15 protein-coding genes, 3 tRNA genes and 1 pseudogene are annotated in these 21,304 nt (G+C 53.4%); 15 read left to right on the top strand and 4 right to left on the bottom strand.

Annotated elements, in window-relative coordinates:
- The first annotated feature begins 25 nt into the window (after positions 1 to 25).
- Both dndA and ACTG2U_RS04430 read left to right on the top strand, forming a co-directional pair.
- Entirely contained in the window at positions 26 to 1,150 is a 1,125-nt protein-coding gene (gene dndA, locus ACTG2U_RS04435; RefSeq protein ID WP_021464718.1) for a cysteine desulfurase DndA, read from the top strand.
- Entirely contained in the window at positions 1,147 to 1,968 is an 822-nt protein-coding gene (locus ACTG2U_RS04430; protein ID WP_211162445.1) for a restriction endonuclease, read from the top strand. The genes dndA and ACTG2U_RS04430 overlap by 4 nt, the downstream gene beginning before the upstream one ends.
- Here ACTG2U_RS04430 and ACTG2U_RS04425 read toward each other — a convergent pair.
- Positions 1,965 to 3,992, bottom strand: coding sequence for a DNA phosphorothioation-associated putative methyltransferase (locus ACTG2U_RS04425; protein ID WP_439974098.1), 2,028 nt, complete (start codon positions 3,990 to 3,992; stop codon positions 1,965 to 1,967). The genes ACTG2U_RS04430 and ACTG2U_RS04425 overlap by 4 nt on opposite strands.
- Positions 3,992 to 4,441, bottom strand: a complete 450-nt coding sequence (locus tag ACTG2U_RS04420) for a hypothetical protein (protein WP_439974097.1) — start codon at positions 4,439 to 4,441, stop codon at positions 3,992 to 3,994. Before ACTG2U_RS04420 ends, ACTG2U_RS04425 begins: the two co-directional genes overlap by 1 nt.
- A 359-nt stretch (positions 4,442 to 4,800) precedes the next feature.
- Between ACTG2U_RS04420 and umuD the strand changes: the two genes are divergently transcribed.
- The gene (gene umuD / locus ACTG2U_RS04415; protein ID WP_025327594.1) at positions 4,801 to 5,244 is read left to right on the top strand and encodes a translesion error-prone DNA polymerase V autoproteolytic subunit; all 444 of its coding nucleotides are present in this window, start codon (positions 4,801 to 4,803) and stop codon (positions 5,242 to 5,244) included.
- Positions 5,225 to 6,484 carry a translesion error-prone DNA polymerase V subunit UmuC gene (gene umuC / locus ACTG2U_RS04410; protein ID WP_439974096.1) on the top strand — a complete coding sequence of 420 codons (1,260 nt, stop codon included), beginning with the start codon at positions 5,225 to 5,227 and terminating at the stop codon, positions 6,482 to 6,484. The genes umuD and umuC overlap by 20 nt, the downstream gene beginning before the upstream one ends.
- Before the next feature lie 203 nt (positions 6,485 to 6,687).
- Here umuC and ACTG2U_RS04405 read toward each other — a convergent pair.
- Together ACTG2U_RS04405 and ACTG2U_RS04400 are read right to left on the bottom strand one after the other, a co-directional pair.
- Positions 6,688 to 6,763: transfer RNA gene (locus tag ACTG2U_RS04405), tRNA-Asn, on the bottom strand.
- Between the two features lie 4 nt (positions 6,764 to 6,767).
- Positions 6,768 to 6,843: transfer RNA gene (locus tag ACTG2U_RS04400), tRNA-Asn, on the bottom strand.
- Between the two features lie 487 nt (positions 6,844 to 7,330).
- On the opposite strand from ACTG2U_RS04400, the gene dauA reads away from it, so the two are divergent.
- From dauA to ACTG2U_RS04345, 11 genes and pseudogenes are all read left to right on the top strand, one after another.
- Positions 7,331 to 9,067: a C4-dicarboxylic acid transporter DauA gene (dauA, locus tag ACTG2U_RS04395; protein WP_069528347.1), complete on the top strand. Its 1,737-nt coding sequence runs from the start codon at positions 7,331 to 7,333 to the stop codon at positions 9,065 to 9,067.
- 183 nt (positions 9,068 to 9,250) lie between these two features.
- A tRNA-Ser gene (locus tag ACTG2U_RS04390) sits at positions 9,251 to 9,338 on the top strand.
- 83 nt (positions 9,339 to 9,421) lie between these two features.
- Complete coding sequence (locus ACTG2U_RS04385) at positions 9,422 to 10,411, top strand: tyrosine-type recombinase/integrase (protein WP_335813321.1); 990 nt, start codon at positions 9,422 to 9,424, stop codon at positions 10,409 to 10,411.
- A complete protein-coding gene (locus tag ACTG2U_RS04380; protein ID WP_335813322.1) occupies positions 10,401 to 10,724 on the top strand; it encodes a hypothetical protein in 324 nt (107 codons plus the stop codon). The genes ACTG2U_RS04385 and ACTG2U_RS04380 overlap by 11 nt, the downstream gene beginning before the upstream one ends.
- A 1,102-nt stretch (positions 10,725 to 11,826) precedes the next feature.
- Positions 11,827 to 12,639 carry a site-specific integrase gene (locus tag ACTG2U_RS04375; protein ID WP_429013143.1) on the top strand — a complete coding sequence of 271 codons (813 nt, stop codon included), beginning with the start codon at positions 11,827 to 11,829 and terminating at the stop codon, positions 12,637 to 12,639.
- Between the two features lie 137 nt (positions 12,640 to 12,776).
- A complete protein-coding gene (locus ACTG2U_RS04370; protein WP_439974095.1) occupies positions 12,777 to 13,307 on the top strand; it encodes a hypothetical protein in 531 nt (176 codons plus the stop codon).
- Between the two features lie 31 nt (positions 13,308 to 13,338).
- Positions 13,339 to 14,373 (top strand): IS110 family transposase, encoded by a 1,035-nt coding sequence (locus tag ACTG2U_RS04365; protein WP_201035198.1) that lies wholly within the window; start codon positions 13,339 to 13,341, stop codon positions 14,371 to 14,373.
- A gap of 296 nt (positions 14,374 to 14,669) precedes the next feature.
- Positions 14,670 to 15,832 (top strand): annotated as a pseudogene (locus ACTG2U_RS04360) (IS3 family transposase).
- Between the two features lie 341 nt (positions 15,833 to 16,173).
- Positions 16,174 to 17,778, top strand: a complete 1,605-nt coding sequence (locus tag ACTG2U_RS04355) for an ABC transporter transmembrane domain-containing protein (RefSeq protein ID WP_439974094.1) — start codon at positions 16,174 to 16,176, stop codon at positions 17,776 to 17,778.
- Positions 17,775 to 19,943, top strand: a complete 2,169-nt coding sequence (locus tag ACTG2U_RS04350) for an ATP-binding cassette domain-containing protein (protein ID WP_335813352.1) — start codon at positions 17,775 to 17,777, stop codon at positions 19,941 to 19,943. The genes ACTG2U_RS04355 and ACTG2U_RS04350 overlap by 4 nt, the downstream gene beginning before the upstream one ends.
- Positions 19,944 to 19,962: 19 nt before the next feature.
- Positions 19,963 to 21,303 carry an HlyD family type I secretion periplasmic adaptor subunit gene (locus tag ACTG2U_RS04345; RefSeq protein ID WP_429239852.1) on the top strand — a complete coding sequence of 447 codons (1,341 nt, stop codon included), beginning with the start codon at positions 19,963 to 19,965 and terminating at the stop codon, positions 21,301 to 21,303.
- The last annotated feature ends 1 nt before the right edge of the window (position 21,304 follow it).

The raw sequence follows: 21,304 nt of genomic DNA, 5'->3' as shown, positions 1-21,304 counted from the left end.
AACATTGAAAGAGGTGGCAAGGATAATGGCAGTTTACTTGGATTGCAATGCGACAACCCCGGTTTCTTCAGGGGTCGCAGAGGTTGTCATGCGCTATATGACTGAGGAATATGGTAATTCTGGGAGCCGTACTCATGAGTTCGGGGTTGTAGCAAAGCAAGCTGTTGAGAGGGCGAGAGGGCAGGTTGCAGCTGTTGTTGGTGCTGACAAGTCTGATGTCTATTTCACCAGCGGTGCAACCGAAAGCAACAATTTAGCTATTTTGGGACTGGCTCAATATGCGGAACAGCAGGGACGCAAACATATCATCACAACGCCTATTGAGCATAAGGCTGTATTGGAGCCAATTGCTCAACTTGAGGCTAAAGGATTTGAGGTCACGTATTTGCCGATGGATTCTTCAGGCATGGTGGATCCTGCGCATCTTCGTGATGCATTGCGCCCCGACACCGCGCTGGTTTCGATCATGCACATTAATAACGAAACTGGGTCTATTCAGCCAATCAGCGAGTTGTGCGAAGTGCTTACTTCCCATGATGCTTTTTTCCATGTAGATGCGGCTCAGAGCTATGGCAAATATTCTGAGGTTCTTGAAGATCCACGTATCGACATGATCAGTGTCAGTGGTCATAAAATGTATGCTCCAAAAGGTGTGGGTGCTTTGTTACTGAAGCGGCGCAATTTTAAAAGGGCACCTCTTACCCCGCTGATGTTTGGTGGTGGGCAGGAGAGGGGCTTACGCCCAGGCACTCTTCCTGTTGCCTTGATTGCAGGTTTAGGTCAAGCCTGTGAAGAAGCCAAACGCGATAGCGAGCAGCGTCGTCGTTATTGCGAGCAGATCAAGGAGCAATTACGTTCTGCCCTTCGCCCGCTCGGGTGTATTGAAAATGGCCAGAACACGGCTAGTCATGTTTTGAATGTCTCAATTCCTGGGATCAACTCTGAAGCGGCACTCGTTGTGCTTAAAGGTATCGTTGCGTTATCGAATGGTTCTGCATGCACCTCTCAAAGCTATGTGCCCAGCCATGTCTTGATGGCTATGGGTCTAGATGAAGAAAGAATTGAAGGTGCGATACGGATCTCTTGGTGCCACATGACAAAAGACATACCATTGGCAGAACTTGTTGATCGGATTAAGAAATTACAGTGACTAATCGAACCATAGTTGAAGCAGCTAAGCAGGCTTTGTTATTGATTGGGCATTCTGCCTCGGTAGATGAGGTGTATGACGTAATCGTGACACATCAGCTATATGAGTTTGGGGCCAAATCACCTCACTCGGTGATTCGTGTCACCATGGATCGCCACTGTGCCAACAAGTCACTAGGCTCCATGCATAAGCAGCGTTTTTTCCAAAAGAACGATGATGGGTCATATGAGCTGCTGTCAGATGTGAAAGAAGTCCTACAGCCTGAACAGAATACCTCTTCTTCGGAACAGCAACGCTCTGCTCAGGAAGTTGAGAACTATATAGAGCAGATCCTTGATTTGGCTGCTGTCCAGCGTGAGAAAGTAAAAGCTGAAATTTTAAGCAGCCTGCGGAGCTTTTCTCCTGAGCAGTTTGAATCGTTTTGTCGCTTATTTTTATCAAAATATGGATTTACTCGTATGGAGTTAACATCTCGTGGTCGAGATGGCGGCATTGATGTAAGAGGATTGTTGAAAATGGGGCTTGCTGAAATGCGCGTAGCAGTGCAGTGCAAGCGATATGCAGAAGATAATAAGGTCGGGCGTCCATCAGTATCTGCATTTCGGGGTGATATTACCGGCGATTTTGAGCAGGGAATATTCATGACGACCAGCGGATTTACCAAAGAAGCTGAGGAAATTTCATTCAAGCCTGGCTGTGTGCCTATTATTCTGATTGATGGTGAGCAACTGGCAGATATTATGATAGATAAAGGAATTGGTGTTCAGCGCCAGCTCATTGATGTATTTGATTTTGATGCCTCATTGTTTATCAATTAACGTTTTTTGCCTCGATGTATTCGGTAACCAATGATTTTCATATCAGCATGATCTAGTGCACTGCTAAATTGAGAGCGGCTCAGGTTGAGGTCCTGAGCCAAGTCTATTGCTAGTAACTTGCTCAATCTTTGCTCCAGCGCTCGTTGTGCCTTGAAGCTCGGATCATCCGGTGCCATCAGATAGCTTTTGTTGAGAAGCGGTGGCCGGGTCTGCTCATTGATGTAGTCAAAGAAGTCGACCTCCTGCTCGGCCATCTTGATCTTGACCCGCTCCACCAGATAGGGGATGGGCTTGCTGAAGTCGTCATACCCCATCAGGCTCACCTTGCCGGAGCGAATGTGCAGCTTGATCACGTCGATATCGGTCAAGTCACCATAGAGCTGGCAAGCCGCGCCGAGGTAGACACGCAGCAGCGGCGGTAATTGCGCAATAAAGCATTTGTGTAGCAGCAGTGAATGGCTGGGATAGAGCAGGCTGTTGGGTAGCTGTTGATGGGCCAGCTCGCAGGCCTGGTTGATGAGGGCGATATCCGCAATCTGGTAGAGCAGTGCTTTGGCGGCCTGCTGTGCCTGCGGGTTGCCACCGAAAAAGGCTTTGATATCCCGCTGCAGCTCGCTGGGGTAGTGGGTATAGGTTTGGCGTTTGCCAAACAGGTTGAGTGCCAGGTAGACCAGCAAATCTTGCTGCCGCTCCAGCTCGGCCTGCTTTAACTGGGCAAGGTCAAAATGCTGGCCAAGCAGGGTCATGGCTTTGCGATGGCTGCCTGCTATCTCTTTTAACTCGTCGCTTTGTTCAAATTCGTCATTGGCCGGGATTCGGCCAAGGGTCAGTGCCCGCTGCCAGAAGGCTTCAAACAGCGGTTGATGGCGAGTGATCAACAGTGCTGCTGCGGCCTGATGGTTGGGGGTGGGCGAGGTCAGCTGCTGCCAGCTGTGGCTTCGGCGTTGACGCTGTGCCAAAAATCGTTGCTCTTCGAGCTTGTCTTTGAACACGTAAAAGATGCCGGGCCCAACGGCGATGGCATTTTCATCCAGTGTTTTGTCTATGTAGTGCTTGAGCTCGCTTTGGTTGTAGTAGCGCTGAAAGGTGTTGCGCGAGGTGATGACGCCATCTTTATAAGGGGTGAACTGGGTAATAAAGCTGTCGTTGGCCAGCATGGCCGAGACGACCAGCAGGGTTTGGGTCAGCTCCCAGGCGCCGAGCAGTGCCTCCATCCTCTCATCTTGATCCTCAATCACGTTGATCACAAAACCGAGATTGACCAGATGGGAGAGCACCTTCTCGCCATCCGGGCGAAAGTTCGGGTCCCAGCCCAGCGCATCAATACCGTGTGCTTCCAGCTCCCGCAGGTCATCCCCTCGGCCGCAACCGTAATCAAACAGCGCATAGTCGCCGTTGAGATAACCATGGCGTGCCAGCATCTTCATGGGGGCCGAGAGTTCATGGCGAACCAGCGCGGTTTTATGGCGATCAATTTGTGGGCCCCCCTCTTCAGGCGGCAGGGCGGAGATGCGAAACAGACGCCCATCAACCAGTTGGTAGCCGTGTCTTGCGATAAGCCGCTCCCACGATGCTTTGAAGCCAATCATGCGGGGATGATCGTAAAGTCCCGCCAACTCCCCCTCTTGGGTGATCTGGCGACAGCTCTCTGCCTGTGGGTGATCGGGGGTCAGCATGAACTCTTTGCGATGCAGAATGGGGGGATTATCCTGGTTCTCGTAGCGGGTAATGGTATGGCTTAGTTTGGCCAGATCAACGGTCACGCTCTGCTTGAGGCTGGGGTAGGCCTCTTCGAAGAAGGTGGGGTAGCTGAGCAGGGACAGCCTAAAGTCCTGCTTTGCCAACTTCACCAGATCCCATTCACACTCCGGCAGTTTGAGCGCTTGTGCCACCGCACAGACAAAGCGGTAGAGCTGTGGGTTGGTTGTGGCCAGGGTCTCTTTGTGCAGATAGACCGCGTCGGGCAGCACTTTTTTGTATGGCAGGGCAGCGACCAGTTGCGTGAAGCGCTCGGGGGTCAGCATCAGCACATTCCTTTGAGTTGGGTGAGTGTCAGCCGCTTGGGCATTCGTCTTCCATGGTGAGTGGTGAGTTCGACCAAGGCGCGGTTTTGTTCGGGCCCATAGCTGATATGCAGTGGCCGGTCTGGGCCATAGAGATAGAGACGATCAAACGGGGTGTGTTGCGCCAACCAAAGGGCTACCTGATAGCTGTTCTTCCCTAGGTATATCAGATCAACCGCGGCCCCTTGCCGAGGACAGATAACGCTTCCTCGCTGATTGAGTTCACAGGCTGCATGTTGATCGAGTGTGGGGGCTATACCGGGGGAGGCGTTGGAAAGAATAGCTTTGCGCAGTGTTACTCCACAAAACCCATAGGTCAGCAATGGGTGGCCAAATGCTTCTACCAGCGGATCGAGAATATGCGTTGCCAGTTCACGGTAGGCCAGCCAGCTCTCGGTTTGTTCAGGCAAGTTTGGGCATTGGATGCGTTGCCAAGTTTCACCACAGTGAAACAGCATCTCGAAGGTGAAATGTTGGCTGCAGGATTCCTTTATATCTATGGAGATGCCCCCAAACAGCTATCACAAATGGAAATGAACATGCCACGTTAGGCTGGGAAACCACATTCTGCCTTGACGGTATTATCTACGGGGTTCCTAGCCAGAAAGCAAAAATTAGCACGCGGTGAGCTTTTCCTGCTATGCCCTTTTGTTGGTGGAAGCATTGGAACTGTGAGTGTGCGTGTGATTCATGCATCTGTGGATGAGGACTTGCGCTGGTTCAAAGGAGGTGCGCTATAATGACTGTATATAAATACAGGTTTTTTGCCATGAAGCTGTTAACCCCAGACCCATCACCCGCCGAGGTGACCATCCCGCTGTTCTTGCACCGAGCCTCTTGCGGCTTTCCCAGCCCAGCCAGTGACTATCTGGAAGGGAAGTTGGACCTCAACACCCACTGCGTGGCGCACCCTGCAGCAACCTTCTATCTGCGTGCCGAGGGGGAGAGCATGACCGGGGTCGGTATCTTTCCCGGTGACTTGCTGGTGGTCGATAAGAGCCTCACCCCGCGCCATGGTGATGTGGTGATTGCACTACTCGATGGCGGCTTCACGGTAAAGACCTTGCAGCTCAAGCCAAGGTTGCGGCTGTTGCCAGCCAATCCGGCGTTCGCGCCTATCGACCCTTGTATGAGTCTTTCCCTGGAGTTGTTCGGAGTGGTCACCCATGTGATTGGCAATCTGAGGCAGCGTGATGGCTATAGCGCTCGTTGATGTAAACAACTTCTACGCCAGCTGTGAGCGGCTGTTTCGCCCTGAGCTGCGTGGCCGCCCGATCGTGGTGCTCTCCAACAACGATGGATGCGTGGTGTCGCGCAGCCCCGAAGCCAAGGCGATGGGTATCAAGATGGCCGGGCCCTACTTCAAGGTCCGCGAGCAGTTCGAGGCACATGGCGGTGTGGCATTCAGCTCCAACTACGCACTCTATGGAGATATGTCTGGCAGGGTGATGAGCACGTTGGAGACCATGGCCCCCGAGCTGGAGGTCTACTCCATCGATGAAGCATTCCTGTCACTGTCGGAGTCGTTTGCCGGGGACCTTACAGCCTATGGACAACAGATCCGGCAGCGAGTGTGGCAGTGGACCGGCCTAACGGTAGGGGTTGGGATCGGCCCCACCAAGACCCTCGCCAAGCTGGCCAATTATGCAGCCAAGAAGTGGCCTGCCACGGGCGGCGTCGTGGACTTGCGTGACGAGCTGCGCCGTGCCCGGCTGATGGCTATCACCCCGGTGGACGAGGTGTGGGGCATAGGACGGCGCTTGGGCGCTAAATTGGTGGCACAAGGCATCAACACCGTTGCTGACCTGGTGGCTAGCGACGCCAAAGGGTTACGCGCCCAATACGGCGTGGTGGTCGAGCGGATCGTACAGGAGCTGCGTGGCCTGCCTTGCGCAGAGCTGACCGTTGAACCGGCGGCGAAGCTGCAGATCCTCTCGAGCCGTTCCTTTGGTGAGCGCGTGACTGACCGTGGAGAAATGGCCCAAGCGTTGTCAGGCTTTATGGCTCGCGCAGCCGAGAAGCTGCGGGCCGAGGGGATGTGTTGCCAGCGGGTGCACCTGTTCGTGCGAACCAGCCCCTTTGACGAACGAGCGCCTTACTACAGTGAGCAGGCTGGCGTCCGGCTGGTCTGCCCTAGCGATGATACCCGGTTGCTGCTGCAGCAAGTGAACGTGCTGCTAGCGCAGATTTGGCGCGACGGTTACCGCTATCAGAAGGGTGGGGTCATGCTGAGTGAGTTCACCCCCAAGGGGCAGCAACAGGCAGATCTGTTTGCCCCGTCCTCCGCTCAATCAGATGCGCTGATGGCAGTGATGGACCAGATCAAAGCCAAGGGATTGGGGCGAGTAGGCTTTGCCAGCCAAGGCGCGGGGTCGCCTGAGTGGATGATGCGACAAGAGCACCTTAGCCCCTGCTACACCACCCGCTGGGAGGACCTGCCGGTGGCGAGGTAACCAAGGCACAATGAGGCCGCTACTTGGCCGCAATAGGAGGTTTTGGAAGTTAGTCGAATTTGAGTTGAGAGAAAACAGGGAGAGTGGAGCGTTCACTGCGAGGGGAATGTGGCAGAGCAAGCGGTGAGGGGGAGCTGGCTCAGCTTGAAACAATGGAGAGATGGATATGAAAAAGCCCAGCCAAAAGGCTGGGCTTTAGAATTTGGCTCCCTCGACAGGACTTGAACCTGTGACATACGGATTAACAGTCCGCCGTTCTACCGACTGAACTACGAGGGAAAATTGGCTCCTCCTACTGGACTTGAACCAGTGACATACGGATTAACAGTCCGCCGTTCTACCGACTGAACTAAGGAGGAATTGCCTGTCTCGTTAAGACGGGGCGAATATTAATGACCAGGGCGGCGGGTGTCAACCCGCGAATTTCCCGAAAACCGGATTTTCGGACTGTTTGCCCAAAAGTTGCGCTTTGCAGTTTATTTTCAGCACAATCAGTCCCTTGCCATCACCTTGGCCAACTGATGCAGGGGACATTGGTTCGGTTCGCATCAACCTGATGATGCCAGCATGATGTCGCGAACGTGCTGGCAACTAAGTGAGGCTCAAATGGTGATCTTTGTGGCTAAAAAGGGGAGAGCTGGAGTCAAGATCGGCGATTTGGCGGCAAATAGGCCAAATAATGGGTGAGCGCGCGTTTCATTGATCCTGCCCATCGAAAAAATGGCCCGTCTGGAGTAAGGTTACGCAGGATACCATCGCCGCGTCGACAGCCCTGCCGGCCCTTGATGATGATCGGGCGCCGGATCTCTCCGGCCTTTATCTCCCTCTTCTGGTATTACGATATACATGCACAAGCAAGCCTCTTTAAATAGCGTGAAGCTCGCCATAGCCTTACGCCAGTCCTGTATTGATGAACCCTACAGCATGGCCCGCTTCGGCCGTGATCTTATCGCTGGTGTGACGGTGGGCATCATCGCCATCCCGCTCGCCATGGCGCTGGCCATCGCCAGCGGTGTACCACCGCAACACGGTCTCTATACCGCCATCATCGCCGGTATCGTGATCGCCGTGACCGGTGGCTCCCGTTACTCCATCTCCGGCCCGACCGCTGCCTTTGTAGTGATCCTCTACCCGGTCGCCCAGCAGTTCGGGGTTGGCGGTCTGTTGATGGCGACGCTCATCTCAGGCCTTTTTCTGGTGGCGATGGGGATGGCCCGTCTTGGCCGCCTTATCGAGTACATTCCCCCGTCAGTGACGCTGGGCTTTACCGGTGGTATCGCCATCGTGATCGCCACCTTGCAGATCAAGGACTTCTTTGGACTGAGCGTGCCCGAGATGCCGGAAACCTATCTGGGCAAGGTCGAAGCGCTGGCCGCCGCCCTGCCAAGCTGGCAGTGGGGCGATACCCTGGTGGGGGTCGCAACGCTGGCCGTGCTGCTGCTCTGGCCGCGCCTGCGTCTGCCGGTGCCCGGCCACTTGCCCGCGGTGCTGGTCGGGGTGGGTCTGGGTTTTGGCCTCCATTACTTTGGGGTGGATGTGGCCACCATCGGCAGCAAGTTCAGCTATACCCTGGCCGATGGCACCCAGGGGATGGGGATCCCGCCCATCGCGCCGACCCTGGTGATGCCCTGGGCCTTGCCCGGACCTGATGGCTTGCCAGTTGAATGGAACCTGGCGGCTGTTGAGCGGCTGCTGCCTGCCGCCTTCTCCATGGCGATGCTGGGGGCGATCGAATCGCTGCTCTGCGCCGTGGTGCTCGATGGGATGACCGGTCGCAAACACAGCTCCAACGCCGAGCTGGTGGGGCAGGGGCTTGGCAATATCTTCGCACCCTTCTTTGGCGGCATTACCGCTACCGCCGCCATCGCCCGCTCTGCTGCCAACGTGCGTGCCGGCGCTACGTCCCCCATCTCGGGGATTGTCCATGCGCTGGTGGTGCTGGCCGCCATTCTGGTGCTGGCCCCCTGGCTCTCCTGGTTGCCGCTCTCGGCCATGGCTGCCTTGCTGCTCATCGTGGCCTGGAACATGAGTGAAGCGCACAAGGTGGTGGAGTTGATCCGTCGCGCCCCCAAATCCGATGTGCTGGTGCTGCTGGTCTGCCTGTCGCTCACCGTCATTTTCGACATGGTCATCGCCATCACTTTCGGGGTGATCCTGGCTTCCCTGCTCTTTATGCGCGAAATCGCCAAGATGACCAAACTGCACGATTTGGCCGAGCACAAGCGCTATGCCCATGAGGTGCCGGACAATGGCCTGCTCTACAAGATCAACGGCCCGCTCTTCTTCGCTGCGGCCGAACGGGTCTTTGCCGAGCTGGAAGCGCAAGTGAAAGGGCACCAGGTGCTGGTGTTGCAGATGGAGGCGGTTTCCATCCTTGATGCGGGCGGCCTGTCTGCCTTCCTCCACTTTGGCAAGCAGATGGCCAAAGCCGGGGTCGAGTTGCGGGTGGCCGAGTTGCAGTTCCAACCGCTCAAGACCCTGGCCCGTGCCAAGGTGCGGCCGCAACCCGGCAAGCTGGAATTTTACGGCTCGCTGGAAGAGGCGCTCAAAGGTGAACATTTGCACGAAGCGGCAGTAAATTGATTGAAAGGGATACGAAACGGCATATTTTTGGTCACTTGGTTCGGATATTGAACAAACGAACGCAAAAAGTAAAAAATTGCATTGACCAAAAGCCATCGTATCCCTTACATTACGCCCCGTTGCCGCGGCATGGTCCGCCAGCGAATGTGCAGCTCAAGCACATAAAGCAGTGAGCAAAAATTTGGTGAGGTGTCCGAGTGGCTGAAGGAGCACGCCTGGAAAGTGTGTATACGGCAACGTATCGAGGGTTCGAATCCCTCCCTCACCGCCAAATATAACCCGTTGAATTTCAACGGGTTTTTTCATTTCTGGACTTGCGTGATTTTTTTCCTGGATCAACTGGGTGGAACAATCATGTATCTGAGTAAAAATGCCTCCGGCACCTACTACACTCGTCTCCCGCTGCCTAAGTCATTACGTGACCGTGGCTTGCCCTTCGCTATCCGTATTTCCCTTTGCATCAAAGATCGCCGGCTCGCCGTAGATCGAAATCTGGCTGTGGCAGCTCGCACTCGCGCACTTATCGCGGCTACCCCTGCCGATACTACACCCCGCAGTTTCTATCGCTGGATCCGCGCCGATCTAGACGCGTTCAAAGCCGCGGGGTTCATCCCTCCTCAAACACCTTCCACACCTCGTGAACCTTCTGTTTATGCCTCAGCTTGCCCCAGCAGTGGGATCACGCTCAGTCATGCACTGGCGAGATTCATCGAGACTAAAGCCAGTGAGGGGATCCAGCACAAGTCGATGGGCCAGCTCCAACTTCGGATCAACGCCTTCGTAACCTGGGCCAAAGGCGTCAAAATTGATGAGGTGACGCCCGCGCTAGCACAGGAGTATCGCAACATCTTGCTGCGCAAGACCAACCTCAGTTTCAAAACCAAAGGGGATTACCTCGCCGCCCTGAAACAGTTCTTCCGTTGGTGCGTGGCACTGGACTATTGCAGTCGTAACCCTTTCGATGGGTTGACGGCAGGTAAAAAACCAAACAAACGGGCGGATGAGGAGCGAGTGCGCTGGTATCGCCCTCAACTGGCCCAACTGTTTGCCAGCCTGCGCAGCAAACAACCCCAGAAAGGCAAAAAGTTGAAAATTCAGGACTGGTGGGTGCCCCTGCTGTGCCTGTACGCAGGGTTGCGGCCTTCCGAGGCCTGCCAGCTCAAAACTCAGAACATCAAACAGGTTGAGGGGATTTGGTGTTTGATGGTCGATGCGGGAGAGGCGGATCAACAGCTCAAAACTGCCAATGCGTACCGTGCCACTGCACAGTGCGTTGATCGGACATCAATTCCTGGACTATGTGGAGAGTCGTCGCAGTCAAGGGAAGGCATTTTTGTTCGATGACCAACCATCAGGCAAAGACGACGACTGGGCGCATAACATCACCTGTCGCTTCCAACGCCACCTCAATGATGCTGGCATCGTAGGTCAGGGCCGTCCCACGCTTTACGGGCTGCGGCATACCTTCATCGATGAGTTACAGCAGGCGGATGTCGCTGAGCATTTTGTGGCCGAACTTGCGGGACACAGTAAAAACGGCCTGACGTTTGGCCGCTATGGCAAACGTGTGAACATTAGGCTGCTGAATGAGAAAATCCAATCCCTTCCTACCGACCTGATACCCCACCACCTGCTGTCAGGGGGAAAATCACCGTAAAGATGACGCATATTTTTTGGGTAACAGGGCTGTCTACCCCCCATGAAAAAACCAATATGAGAGCATTTCTCGGCGGTTTAATGGGGCGAATGGCGCCATATCCTTATGATTTATAATGATTTTTAGCGCACTGAAAAATACTTAAAAAATCCAATAAAAACATGTTGACATTTCTTTTTTATTTATGTTTTTGCCGCATTGGCAGGTGGGCCTCAATCGTTGTAGTATGCTGATAAAGCTGCTAGCAAGGGCATAACAACGACAGTAAACACGAAGGATCGAAACGAAATGAATATGGCGTAGAACACACCAACACGTTTATCTCGTTCAAACAAGGGTTATCACCCCTTCAGATTTAAAAAATACCACCAATATCACAGCTATCTTCGATACGCTGAACGGGTTGTTATTACTCAAATTCGGGTGAAGTGAATAACACATGGTATTTGCTTGATGCAATGTTGAGTAAAAATCTGACGGGAACATTTGATTATATCGATTAAATGACATCAGCTATCGCTAATGTATACTTGGCATTTGACAAATTAACAGGGTTTTGAGGTGAAACTTATCTGTTTATAGCGTCACAGAGTAATTTATATCGCTGTTTTTAGGTGCAATATTACCCTCTCGGTATCGATGCGTGAGCATCACGTTTTGCTATTGCTGTTTTTGTAATTGAAGGAGTATTTGTAACTGTAATGAGGGTAATTATGAACAAACCAACCAATAAAATGACCGTTCAAAAACAAAAAACAAAAAACTAAACACAACACTGTGCGTTCAGTAATTGTTGATGAGCATTCACTGGCGTCAGCCATTCGTCAGCACCTGGAAATTAAAAAATACCAGTATGCGCAGACAACCTATGACATTTCTAAGCGTAAAGCAGAAAGTTGATAAAATGGATTGGTGATAAACCGCTGACGTCATATCGTGCGAGTGACATTGAACTGCTCGTAGTGAAATTTTGCAACAAAAAATATAAATGAAATACCATTAACCAATATTTTGATATATTGAGATAAGTCTTTGCCCGAGCTGTCAGCGATGGTGTTATTCATACCAGTCCAATGGATTGCATTAAAAATGCAAATTTGAGGTGGACGAACCTGATCCATTTTATCAATACGAAATTAAGGCATTTCTCGCCCTGAAAAGCACCCATTTGCTGGAGGTGTCACTCATCCAACTCGGTATCTCTACGGGTCTGCGCATCAGCGAGTTAATGGCGGTCAGTGCGGAGGCGGTCAATCTCGACAAGAAGACCTTATTGGTTGACCTTGCGTTGGTTGATGGGCAGTACAAAACGCCCAAAACCAGGGGATCTATTCGCACGATAGAGCTGTCAGAACAGGCTGTTGGATCTCTCAAGACCTTGATGAGGCTAGCGGAGCATCGTAAGGCTAAGAAGATTACGGTCACGAGGTCGGATAATCGCACTCAGATGAGTGAACAACGCACCCTGCTGGCTTACTACTGCGCCAAAAGGCGCAGTTATGCCTCGGTTGATGAGTTCCGTGAGCGGTTTTTCAGGCCGTTCTGTCAGGCTGCTGGGGGGCGTTATCGGGGGCCATCTCAATTTCGGCACACCTATGCAAGCCAACTGCTCTCGGCGGGGATCTGCATCGAGTGGATAGCCCGTCAGATGGGGCACATCGGTACGGAAATGGTGGTACGCCATTATGGCAAGTGGTTGATGGAGGACGCTCCTGATTATAGGGGTAGGGCTGACACGGTATTTAATGCCTGTATGGCTGGTCAGCAGGCTCAAGTTACTGTGCCGAGCAGTAATCCAAAAACTGAAGATAAAAAAACTGAAAGCGAATTCGATGTCGACGCATTACTGGCAACTCCTGCTGTCATGCAGAGATTGATTAGTGTTTTAATGCAGCGAATTTCTGTGGCGCAGTAAATCACTGTCTACATCACGCATTCAGCATTAATTTAAAACTAAATCGCACCTTTAATAAATGGATCCACGTCGTGGGAGGGGAAATCCTGCCCACTATCTAAAGAAGGCGTTATTCAAACGCTCTGGGAGATGACCGAATGGCTACACAGGTAACGGAAAAGGAATATGAGAGACTGGCAAAAAATCATTATGAAACCCTAAAGAAAAAGGGCCTCAACATCACAGCAAAAAACATTGCGAATGAATTGTTGGCTCGCACTTTAGAATACAGTCCAGGCTATTGGCGAAAACTGCGCTGTGCACTGGTATATCATCAACGATTGTTGAATTTTCCCGACGCGGCCGAGCGAATTCAAGCCCTGAGTAGGCCAGATATACCGGTTAAGACAAAACAAAAAAGAGTTAAAAAGATCGAGAATGATGACCTCGTTGCACTGATTCAGTATTTTAAGGCGTGTAATGACAAAGCTATGTTGGCGGCCATGTTGTTGTTTATGTGCGCGGGGATAAGACCTGCTGAACTAGCCACCATAACTGCGCAGGGTAATCGGCTCACCGTTATCGGAGCCAAAAAAGTCATAATGGCAAACGTGGTGCTGATAGGGTCTTACAGTTTGTGTCGTGATGTGATGGACGCCCCCTCCCTGCGCGGTCAGTTTCATACTTAGGCTGACAGCGTTCAACTTGGGGGATCACCACATGAACACGATCAAAGTAGTTGGAATCGATATTGCTAAGTCTGTTTTTCAGGTGTGTGTATGGATGGCTGATGGTTCTGTTGCCTGGAATCGTAAAATATCTCGCCAGAAACTGCTCCACACGTTGCGCCAGTTTCCACCGCAAACACTGATTGCTATGGAAGCTTGCTCAACATCTCATTTCTGGGGACGAGCACTGATATCGATGGGCTATGACGTAAAGCTCATTCCCACACAGCATGTCAAAGCCTTTGCAAGACACCAGAAGAATGATGCCAACGATGCATTAGCTATTTGTGAAACAGCTTGCCGACCAGGGATCCACTTCGTCTCAGTTAAAACTACAGAACAACAAGATATCAAGGCGTTACGTAGTGCTCGCCAGCTCATAGTTGAGCAGCGAACCGCTCTGGCTAACCAACTACGGGCATTACTTGCCGAGTACGGAGTCATTATTCCAGCCGGGTTACAACGCCTGCAACGACAACTGCCAGAAGTGCTTGAAGACGGAGACAATACGATAACCTTCACGCTTCGCCGACTACTGAGCCTGTTACGAGAAGATATGCAGATGCTCACTGAACGGATTGATGTCTTGGATAAGGAACTAGCTGAACTGTCCAGCCAGCAGGTTGCCTATCACCACTTATTGACCATTCCTGGTGTCGGGCCACTGATTGCCGCTGCGGTGGTCAGTGAGGTTGATGCCACCCAGTTTTCCAGCGGCCGTGAGCTTTCTGCTTGGTGTGGCTTAGTCCCTCGACAGCACAGTTCAGGTGGAAAACAACGGCTTTCATCCATGACCAAGAACGGTAATCGTAACTTGAGGACCTTGATCATCCATGGCGCTCGAGCGGTGATGCGTTGTGTGCAAAAACGGGATGACAGTTTAGGGAGATGGGTTAAGGCAATTGAATTGCGGCGTGGCTTCTTGAAAGCCACTGTCGCCCTGGCAAATAAGTTAACTCGGATCATCTGGCGTGTACTAACTGACTCGGTTGATTTCAGTATGAACAGAGCTTTTGCAGGAAGTTAATTTGATATTTGCTTAGAAAATCTACGTTACTGAGTTTGCAGGCACTGATGAAGAAACGGGTACCGTCCTTGTAACAGCCTGAATTAGACCTGGGTATGCATATACCGGTGTAGTGATAAGGAAGCAAGGCTCGGATGACATCATGGCGAGGGAGTTAATCCCATCATAACGCCGGATATATGGTCGCAAACCGTATCAGTTCAGTTCTTGCACAACCCGGGGGCGTCCATATATGGTCTAATCATCCCGGACATCATTTTAGGTGGTAGAGTCGCCACCATGACCTGAGGTGTTCAATGACAGGATTACGTCGCTCATTTACTGCCGCATTCAAACTCGAAGCCGCATCCCTGGTGCTCGACCAGGGATATTCTGTCCCCGAAGCAAGTCGTTCACTGGATGTCGGTGAAACAGTGCTCCGTCGCTGGGTTCAGCAACTGCAATCCGAACGCAGTGGCACAACCCCAACTAGTAAAGCGCTGACACCAGAACAGCAGAAAATCCAGGAGCTGGAAGCCCGCATCAACCGGCTCGAACGTGAAAAGGACATTCTAAAAAAGGCTACGGCTCTCTTGATGACGGACGAGTTCACACGTACGCGCTGATAGACCGATTAAGGGAGCAAGCCCCCATCACCTTGGTCTGCTGCGCCTTCGATGTTCCTACCTCCTGTTTTTACGACTATCTGGCTCGCAGGCGGGCGATTAACCGTGAGCGCATGCAACAGCGCTCTGAGTTGCGCCGTTTGTTCAAAGAGAGCAGGGATTCGGCTGGCAGCCGTGCCTTGATGTCGATGATGCGGGAGTTGGGGCATCAGATTGGCCGATTCAAAGTACGTAACCTGATGAAGGAAGCCGGGCTGGTATCCAAGCAACCGGGCGCTCATCGTTATCAGGTCGCCCAGTCTGAGCGACCGGATATCCCCAATCTGCTGGCCCGCGAATTTGATGTCCAGCAACCCAACTAGGTGTGGTGTGGCGATATCACCTACGTCTGGGCAGGTGGACGCTGGCATTACCTGGCAGCGGTGCTTGACCTGCACACCCGGCGGGTCGTGGGCTGGGCGATGTCTGATAAACCTGATGCAGAATTGGCAATCAAAGCACTGGAGATGGCCTATCAGCAGCGGGGTTGCCCATCCGGTGTGCTATTTCACTCTGACCAGGGCAGCCAATATGGCAGTAGGGCATTTCGGCAACGACTGTGGCGCTATCGCATGACCCAGAGCATGAGTCGGCGTGGAAACTGCTGGGATAATGCCCCGATGGAACGGTTGTTCAGAAGTCTGAAGTCAGAGTGGCTGCCGGCAACGGGATACATGAGCGTGCGGGAGGCAAAGCGGGATATCAGTTATTACCTGATGGATTACTACAACTGGCGGCGTCCACATCAATACAATGACGGGATACCGCCAGCAAAAGCCGAGGTTCGGCCTAACCAAGTGTCCGGATTTAGTTGACCACTACAGTTTGGCTTGCTGTCGCTGGGCATCCAAAGCGGCGACCTATACTTGATTTACAAACGCCATTACTGCCCTATGCGAAGAGCTGTATTTTCGGAAACTAATTCTACCTACCACCAATGGTGTGGACTGGGAGATCGTCGTCTGCTCACAACGGTGCTTGGTACGGGATAAAGGTATTCGCGATGAACAACTGGGTCAGCTCAACTGCCAGAGCGTGATCGTATTGAATTTATTCACCACTCCCATTGTTATCGTCTTGTGTGTATGAGGTTGCGAGATGTATTAATAGATGACCTTCACAATGTAGATAGTTCAATAGGTGTGGGAGTAAATGGATGCGCTCGTCTCTGCTATTGAAGATTGAACATAGCCCCCTCCTTTTTATGGCCTCTTTGGCCATGCACTTGCTGGCGCTTGCGCTGCCATTGGCCCTGCTACAGATTTACGACCGTATCTTGCCTGCTCAAGCCTACGGAACGGCGCTGTTTCTGGTACTCGGTGTTGGCGTTGCCATTTTGCTTGAAGCGGTATTGCGCTATGGCCGCCAGGTGCTGTTTGCCGGGCTGGGTGCACGTTATGAAGCACAACTGACCGCTCGGGCCATCGAACGATTTTATCAAGCCGATGTGCAGGCCGTTGAGGTGCGCGGCAGCGCGGTCTGGCTCGAGGCGTTTCGTGCTATTGGTCAATTGCGCGACTTTTGGTCCGGTCAGGCTGGAGTTGCACTTTATGAACTGCCTTTCGTACTGATTTATCTGGCACTGATTGCCTACGTTGGTGGGTTATGGCTCGCACTTATCCCTGCGGGATTGTTCATTCTGGCTGTATTGCTGGCTTGGTACCTTAATGAGCCTCTTGCGCGGGTGGCCAAGGGCTGCAGTGACAAGGAAGTTGTGCGTAATGATCAAGCATGGTCGCTCTTTAGCTCCCTCAATTATCTCAAAGGCAGTGGTTCGGAAGGGGTGGCTGCGGCTGCATGGCAACGGCGCAATGCAGATGTGATGGCAATGCAATCCGAGTTGGAAACCCATCTGGGGTGGGTGAGGGAAAATGCACTCTCCTTCGGGCAGCTAGCCACCGTGTTGGTGGTCTCTTTGGGGGCTGTCTCCGTAATCCGGGGAGAGTTGACCACGGGGGCGCTGGCGGCATGCACTATGTTGGCTGGCCGCTCGATTGGGCCAGCCATGGCCACTCTCGGATACTGGGCGCAACTGCAGCGGATGGCCGCCGTGCAGCAGCGGCTGAGTGAGTTGCTCACACTGCCATCCAACAAGCGCAACAGTGTTGATGGGGAAGCATATATTCCCGAGGGGGCGCTGGTGGTTGAAGCGCCGGATTTGCTGGCCGAGCCTCTGGTGATCCAGCCAGGAGAAGTTGTACATCTGGCGACCGGGGACCCCGCGCTTACCTCTCATCTATTGGCGTGTGTGGCGGGGATGGCTAATGACCCCGCTATCTCAGTGACGGTCAAAGGGCATCCGATCGCTGGATTTTCGCAACAGGCTTATGGCGCTCATGTGATGCTGGTGACCCGTCATTTGGCGTTGGTGCCGGGCTCCATTCTCGATAACTTGACTCTCTATGATGCGAGATTCAATTCAGCGGTTGGTCCACTGTGTGAGCAACTAGGGCTGGATACCATGTTGGGGCGTCTGCGTAGCGGGATCTTGACCGAAGTCGGGCCCGGCACGGCGGAGCATCTGGATGAGGGGTTGTACCAACGTATTGCACTGATCCGGGCGCTGGTACGTAAACCCGGGATCTTGTTACTGGATCATGCGGCTACCGGACTTGATCTGGATGGGCAGAAACGGTTGGCCACGATACTGACTTCTCTGCAGGGCAACACCACAGTGCTGATTGCTACGTATAAAGAGCCGTTGGTATCGGCTTGCCAGCGTGCGGTTCTGATCTGCGGAAAGGGGGAGCGCCACATATGAGTGAATCATCAGACGCCTTTACCGGTAGGCAGTCCGTGTTTGCCAGTGAGCAACAGCGGATCGCATTGATTAACCGGGTGCTCGGCGAACAGCGTTTGGCGGCTTCGCCCCTAGCCGGGATCCTGGCACCGCTGTTGGTCGCCCTTGGCTGGTTTGGTGCAGCCAGAATCCTGCTTCACGATCTGCCCGCACCTGATAATCCTGTCGGGGTGGCAGAGTTCATTCATCTGTTGAAGGCTCAGGGTTTCAAGGTCCGCGAACACAACTGGCGGCAATGGCGAGCCGATCATCAGGTTACTTCGCTGCCTATTGGTGCTGTGTTGCTTGAACGAGCGAGCGCGCGCATTTTTCTTGGTCAGGTAGATGGTCATCTGCATTGGCATGATGGTCATGAGATCTCGGTCGACAATGCGCCAATGGCGGAGTCGTTGCTGGTGGTAGAAAGCAACAGTGGCTTCGTCCCGGTCGATGCGCCTCAGCTTGGTTGGTTAAGGCGTCTTTTCTTTCGCGCTCGGCGCGAAGTGGGGGGCGTTCTGCTGGTGAGTCTGGTGATCAACTTGCTGACGTTGGCCATTTCACTCTTCACTATGATGGTCTACAACAACATCATTCCGAGCGGGGCGACACTCACCCTGTGGGGGATGACCAGCGGTGTCGTGATCGCTATCGCGGGGGCCTGGTATTTACGGATGGCGCGCAGTCGGCTGCTGGCAAGAATGACCGCTTGGGCCGGCAGTCAGATCAGTGAACTGGCGATGCGAAAGACCCTGGGATTACCGCTGGAGGTCGCATCCAGAGTGGGTGTAGATAGCAACCTTGGACGCTTGCGTTCGGTTGAAGGGGTTCGGCAGTGGTTTGGTGGTTCATCTGGGGTAGTGAGTGTGGATTATCCCTTCGTGCTGATTTTTCTGGTGGTCATCGGCCTGTTGGGCGGCTGGATTGTGCTGGTGCCCAGCTTGGGGCTCTTGTTGTTTGCTGCTATCTCTTTGCCCTTATCCAGGCTGGTTCAGTTCAGAGCCAACGAAGCGGGGCGCGCCACCCGTAAATTCAATGACATGCTGGTTATTCTGATTACCCGATTGCGCGCACTCAAAGGGGTTGATCGGTCGGGGGAATGGTTACAACGCCTGACGGCGCTGATGGGACAGAGCAGTGTGGCGAATATGAATCATGCCAATGCGAATGCTTTGACCCAGACCATCGGGCAGGCATTGGCGATGCTGACGGTGCTGGCCACCATGGGAACGGGGGTGGCATTGGTGCTGGATCAACAGATGACCTCTGGCGGGTTGATTGCCACCATGATGCTGATTTGGCGGGTGACGACGCCCGCCCAGCAGATGTTTGCCAACCAAATCCGGGTGCGCCAGTTGCTGGACGCAACGCAGCAGCTGGATCAACTGTTGTCGAGTGTCGGTGAAGCGGCCAACCCCAAGCTGGTTACACCGGTGAGCACCCTGTTGGCGCACGTGGAAAGTGACCGGCTCTACTATCGCCATGCCCCGGATCGGGAACCCTCACTCAACGGGGTCAGTTTTGCGCTTGAACCGGGGGAGTGTCTGGCCGTTGTCGGGCCCAATGGCGCAGGCAAGTCGACGTTGCTGGAGTTGTTGGCCGGGATCCGTCAACCACAAAATGGTCGGGTGCTGGTGGGTAAACACGATATCCGGCAATTCGATCCCGATGATTATCGTAGCTGGCTTGGCTATCTTCCCCAGCAAGCCAGAGGCCTTTCCCTCTCCTTACGTGACGCTGTTGCGCTGCGCAAACCGGATGCGGCCGATACCGAGGTTGATGAAGTATTGGCCCGTGTAGCCGGCCCGCAGTGGTGGCGACATTTCGCTGCTTCTGATGCTGACAGTGCCATGGGGTTGCAGCTGTCGCTCTGGCGAGAGGATCACTCTGCCATACGTATGCGCTATATCGTCAGGATGGCGGCAGCCATCATCGGTCACCCCTCCCTGCTGTTGCTCGATGATCCCCTGGGGGATAGAGATCCACAGCTGGATGATCATTTTGTGCAGCTGATTGCCACGCTCAAAGGCCATTGCACCATCGTCATTGCTACCCACAGACCCGACCTTATCCAGCGTTGCGACAAGATATTGCTGCTGGATCAAGGGGCTGCGCTCCATTTTGGGCCGGTCAATCAACCGACCGCATAGTACTCAGGGAGAGAACAGTGTGAACAAACTGGAACCCGCAATTATCGACCTCATCGCTCGGGATGAGCGCAAGGCACAGTTCATTACCACCTTGCTGGATCAGGGGCGGCAAACCCGCTTGATGCGGCGGACCCTGCTGGGGATTGTGTTGTTGCTGGCCATTTTTATCGGCTGGGCCATCGTCACCCCGGTGGATGAACTGGCCAGAGCGCGAGGCGAAATCCAGCCCAGTGAACGGGTACAGAGTCTTCAGAGCGAGGAGGGGGGGCGGATCGTCAAATTGCTGGTGCATGAGGGGGAGCAGGTCAAAGCCGGGCAACCCATCGTCGAGTTTGCCGCGACCAATCTGGTCAAGGATGCACGGCAGGTCGATATCAAACTCAATGCCCTGTCACTGGATCGCGAACGGCTCAAAGCGATCCTCGATAAGAGGGCACCGGATTTCTCCTCCTTTGCCGAGGCTTATCCACTGCTGACGGAACAGGCACAGCTCAACTATCAGGCGCAGCTGCAGATGCATAATGCGGCCATTTCGGCCAAGAAAGGCGAGATGGCGCAACAGTCCTCCCTGTTACAAGGGGGTGAGCGTGGGATCGCTTTGCTGACGAAAGAGTTGCAAGAAACCAAAGATCGGTTGGCTCGGGTAGAGGAAGGGGTCCGCAGAGGGATTATGAACAAGCTCTCTCTCAGCGATGCGAGATTACAGTTCACCTCGGTACAGGAGCGACTCAGTCAGGCACAGTCGCAGCAGCAGAGCATCAAGGATCAGATCAACACCCTGGCATCTGAACTCGACAAACTGGAATCGGAATTCAGTCAGCAGGTGAGTGCCGAGTTGGGCAAGATCACTGAAGCGTATCGTGAAGCACAAAGTGACAAGCAGGCACTGGAAGAGCGTAAAGACTTTATCGTGCTTGAGTCGCCGGTCGATGGTGTGGTGATTGATCTGCCTGAAACTCGCATCGGTGCCGTGGTAGCTGCCGGAGGCAGCGTTGCCGAGATCGTGCCGGTAGGTCAGTCGGTAATCATGGAGGCCATGGTGCTGCCCAAGGATATCGGCTTTGTGAAAGTGGGGCAGCGCGCCATGGTTAAGGTTGATAGCTTCGATTCAGCCCGCTTTGGCTTTATCGAGGGGACGGTGAACCGTGTTGCCCCGACCTCCAGCAAGCTCAAAGAGAACGACATGCCCTATTACAAAGTGCAGATTTCGTTGGCGAACCCTTATGTCAAAAGTCCTGCGCATACCCTGATTGCGGGGATGACGGGGGAGGCCGATATTGCGACAGGCAGCAAATCGGTTATGCAGTTTTTGCTAAAGCCCCTGTTCCTGGCGTCTGACACGGCATTCCATGAGCGTTGAT

The sequence above is a fragment of the Aeromonas sp. 95A genome (assembly GCF_051919235.1).
Classification (GTDB): domain Bacteria; phylum Pseudomonadota; class Gammaproteobacteria; order Enterobacterales; family Aeromonadaceae; genus Aeromonas; species Aeromonas veronii.
Note: the sequence above shows the minus strand (reverse complement) of the source record. Positions and strands in the feature narration are given on the sequence as shown.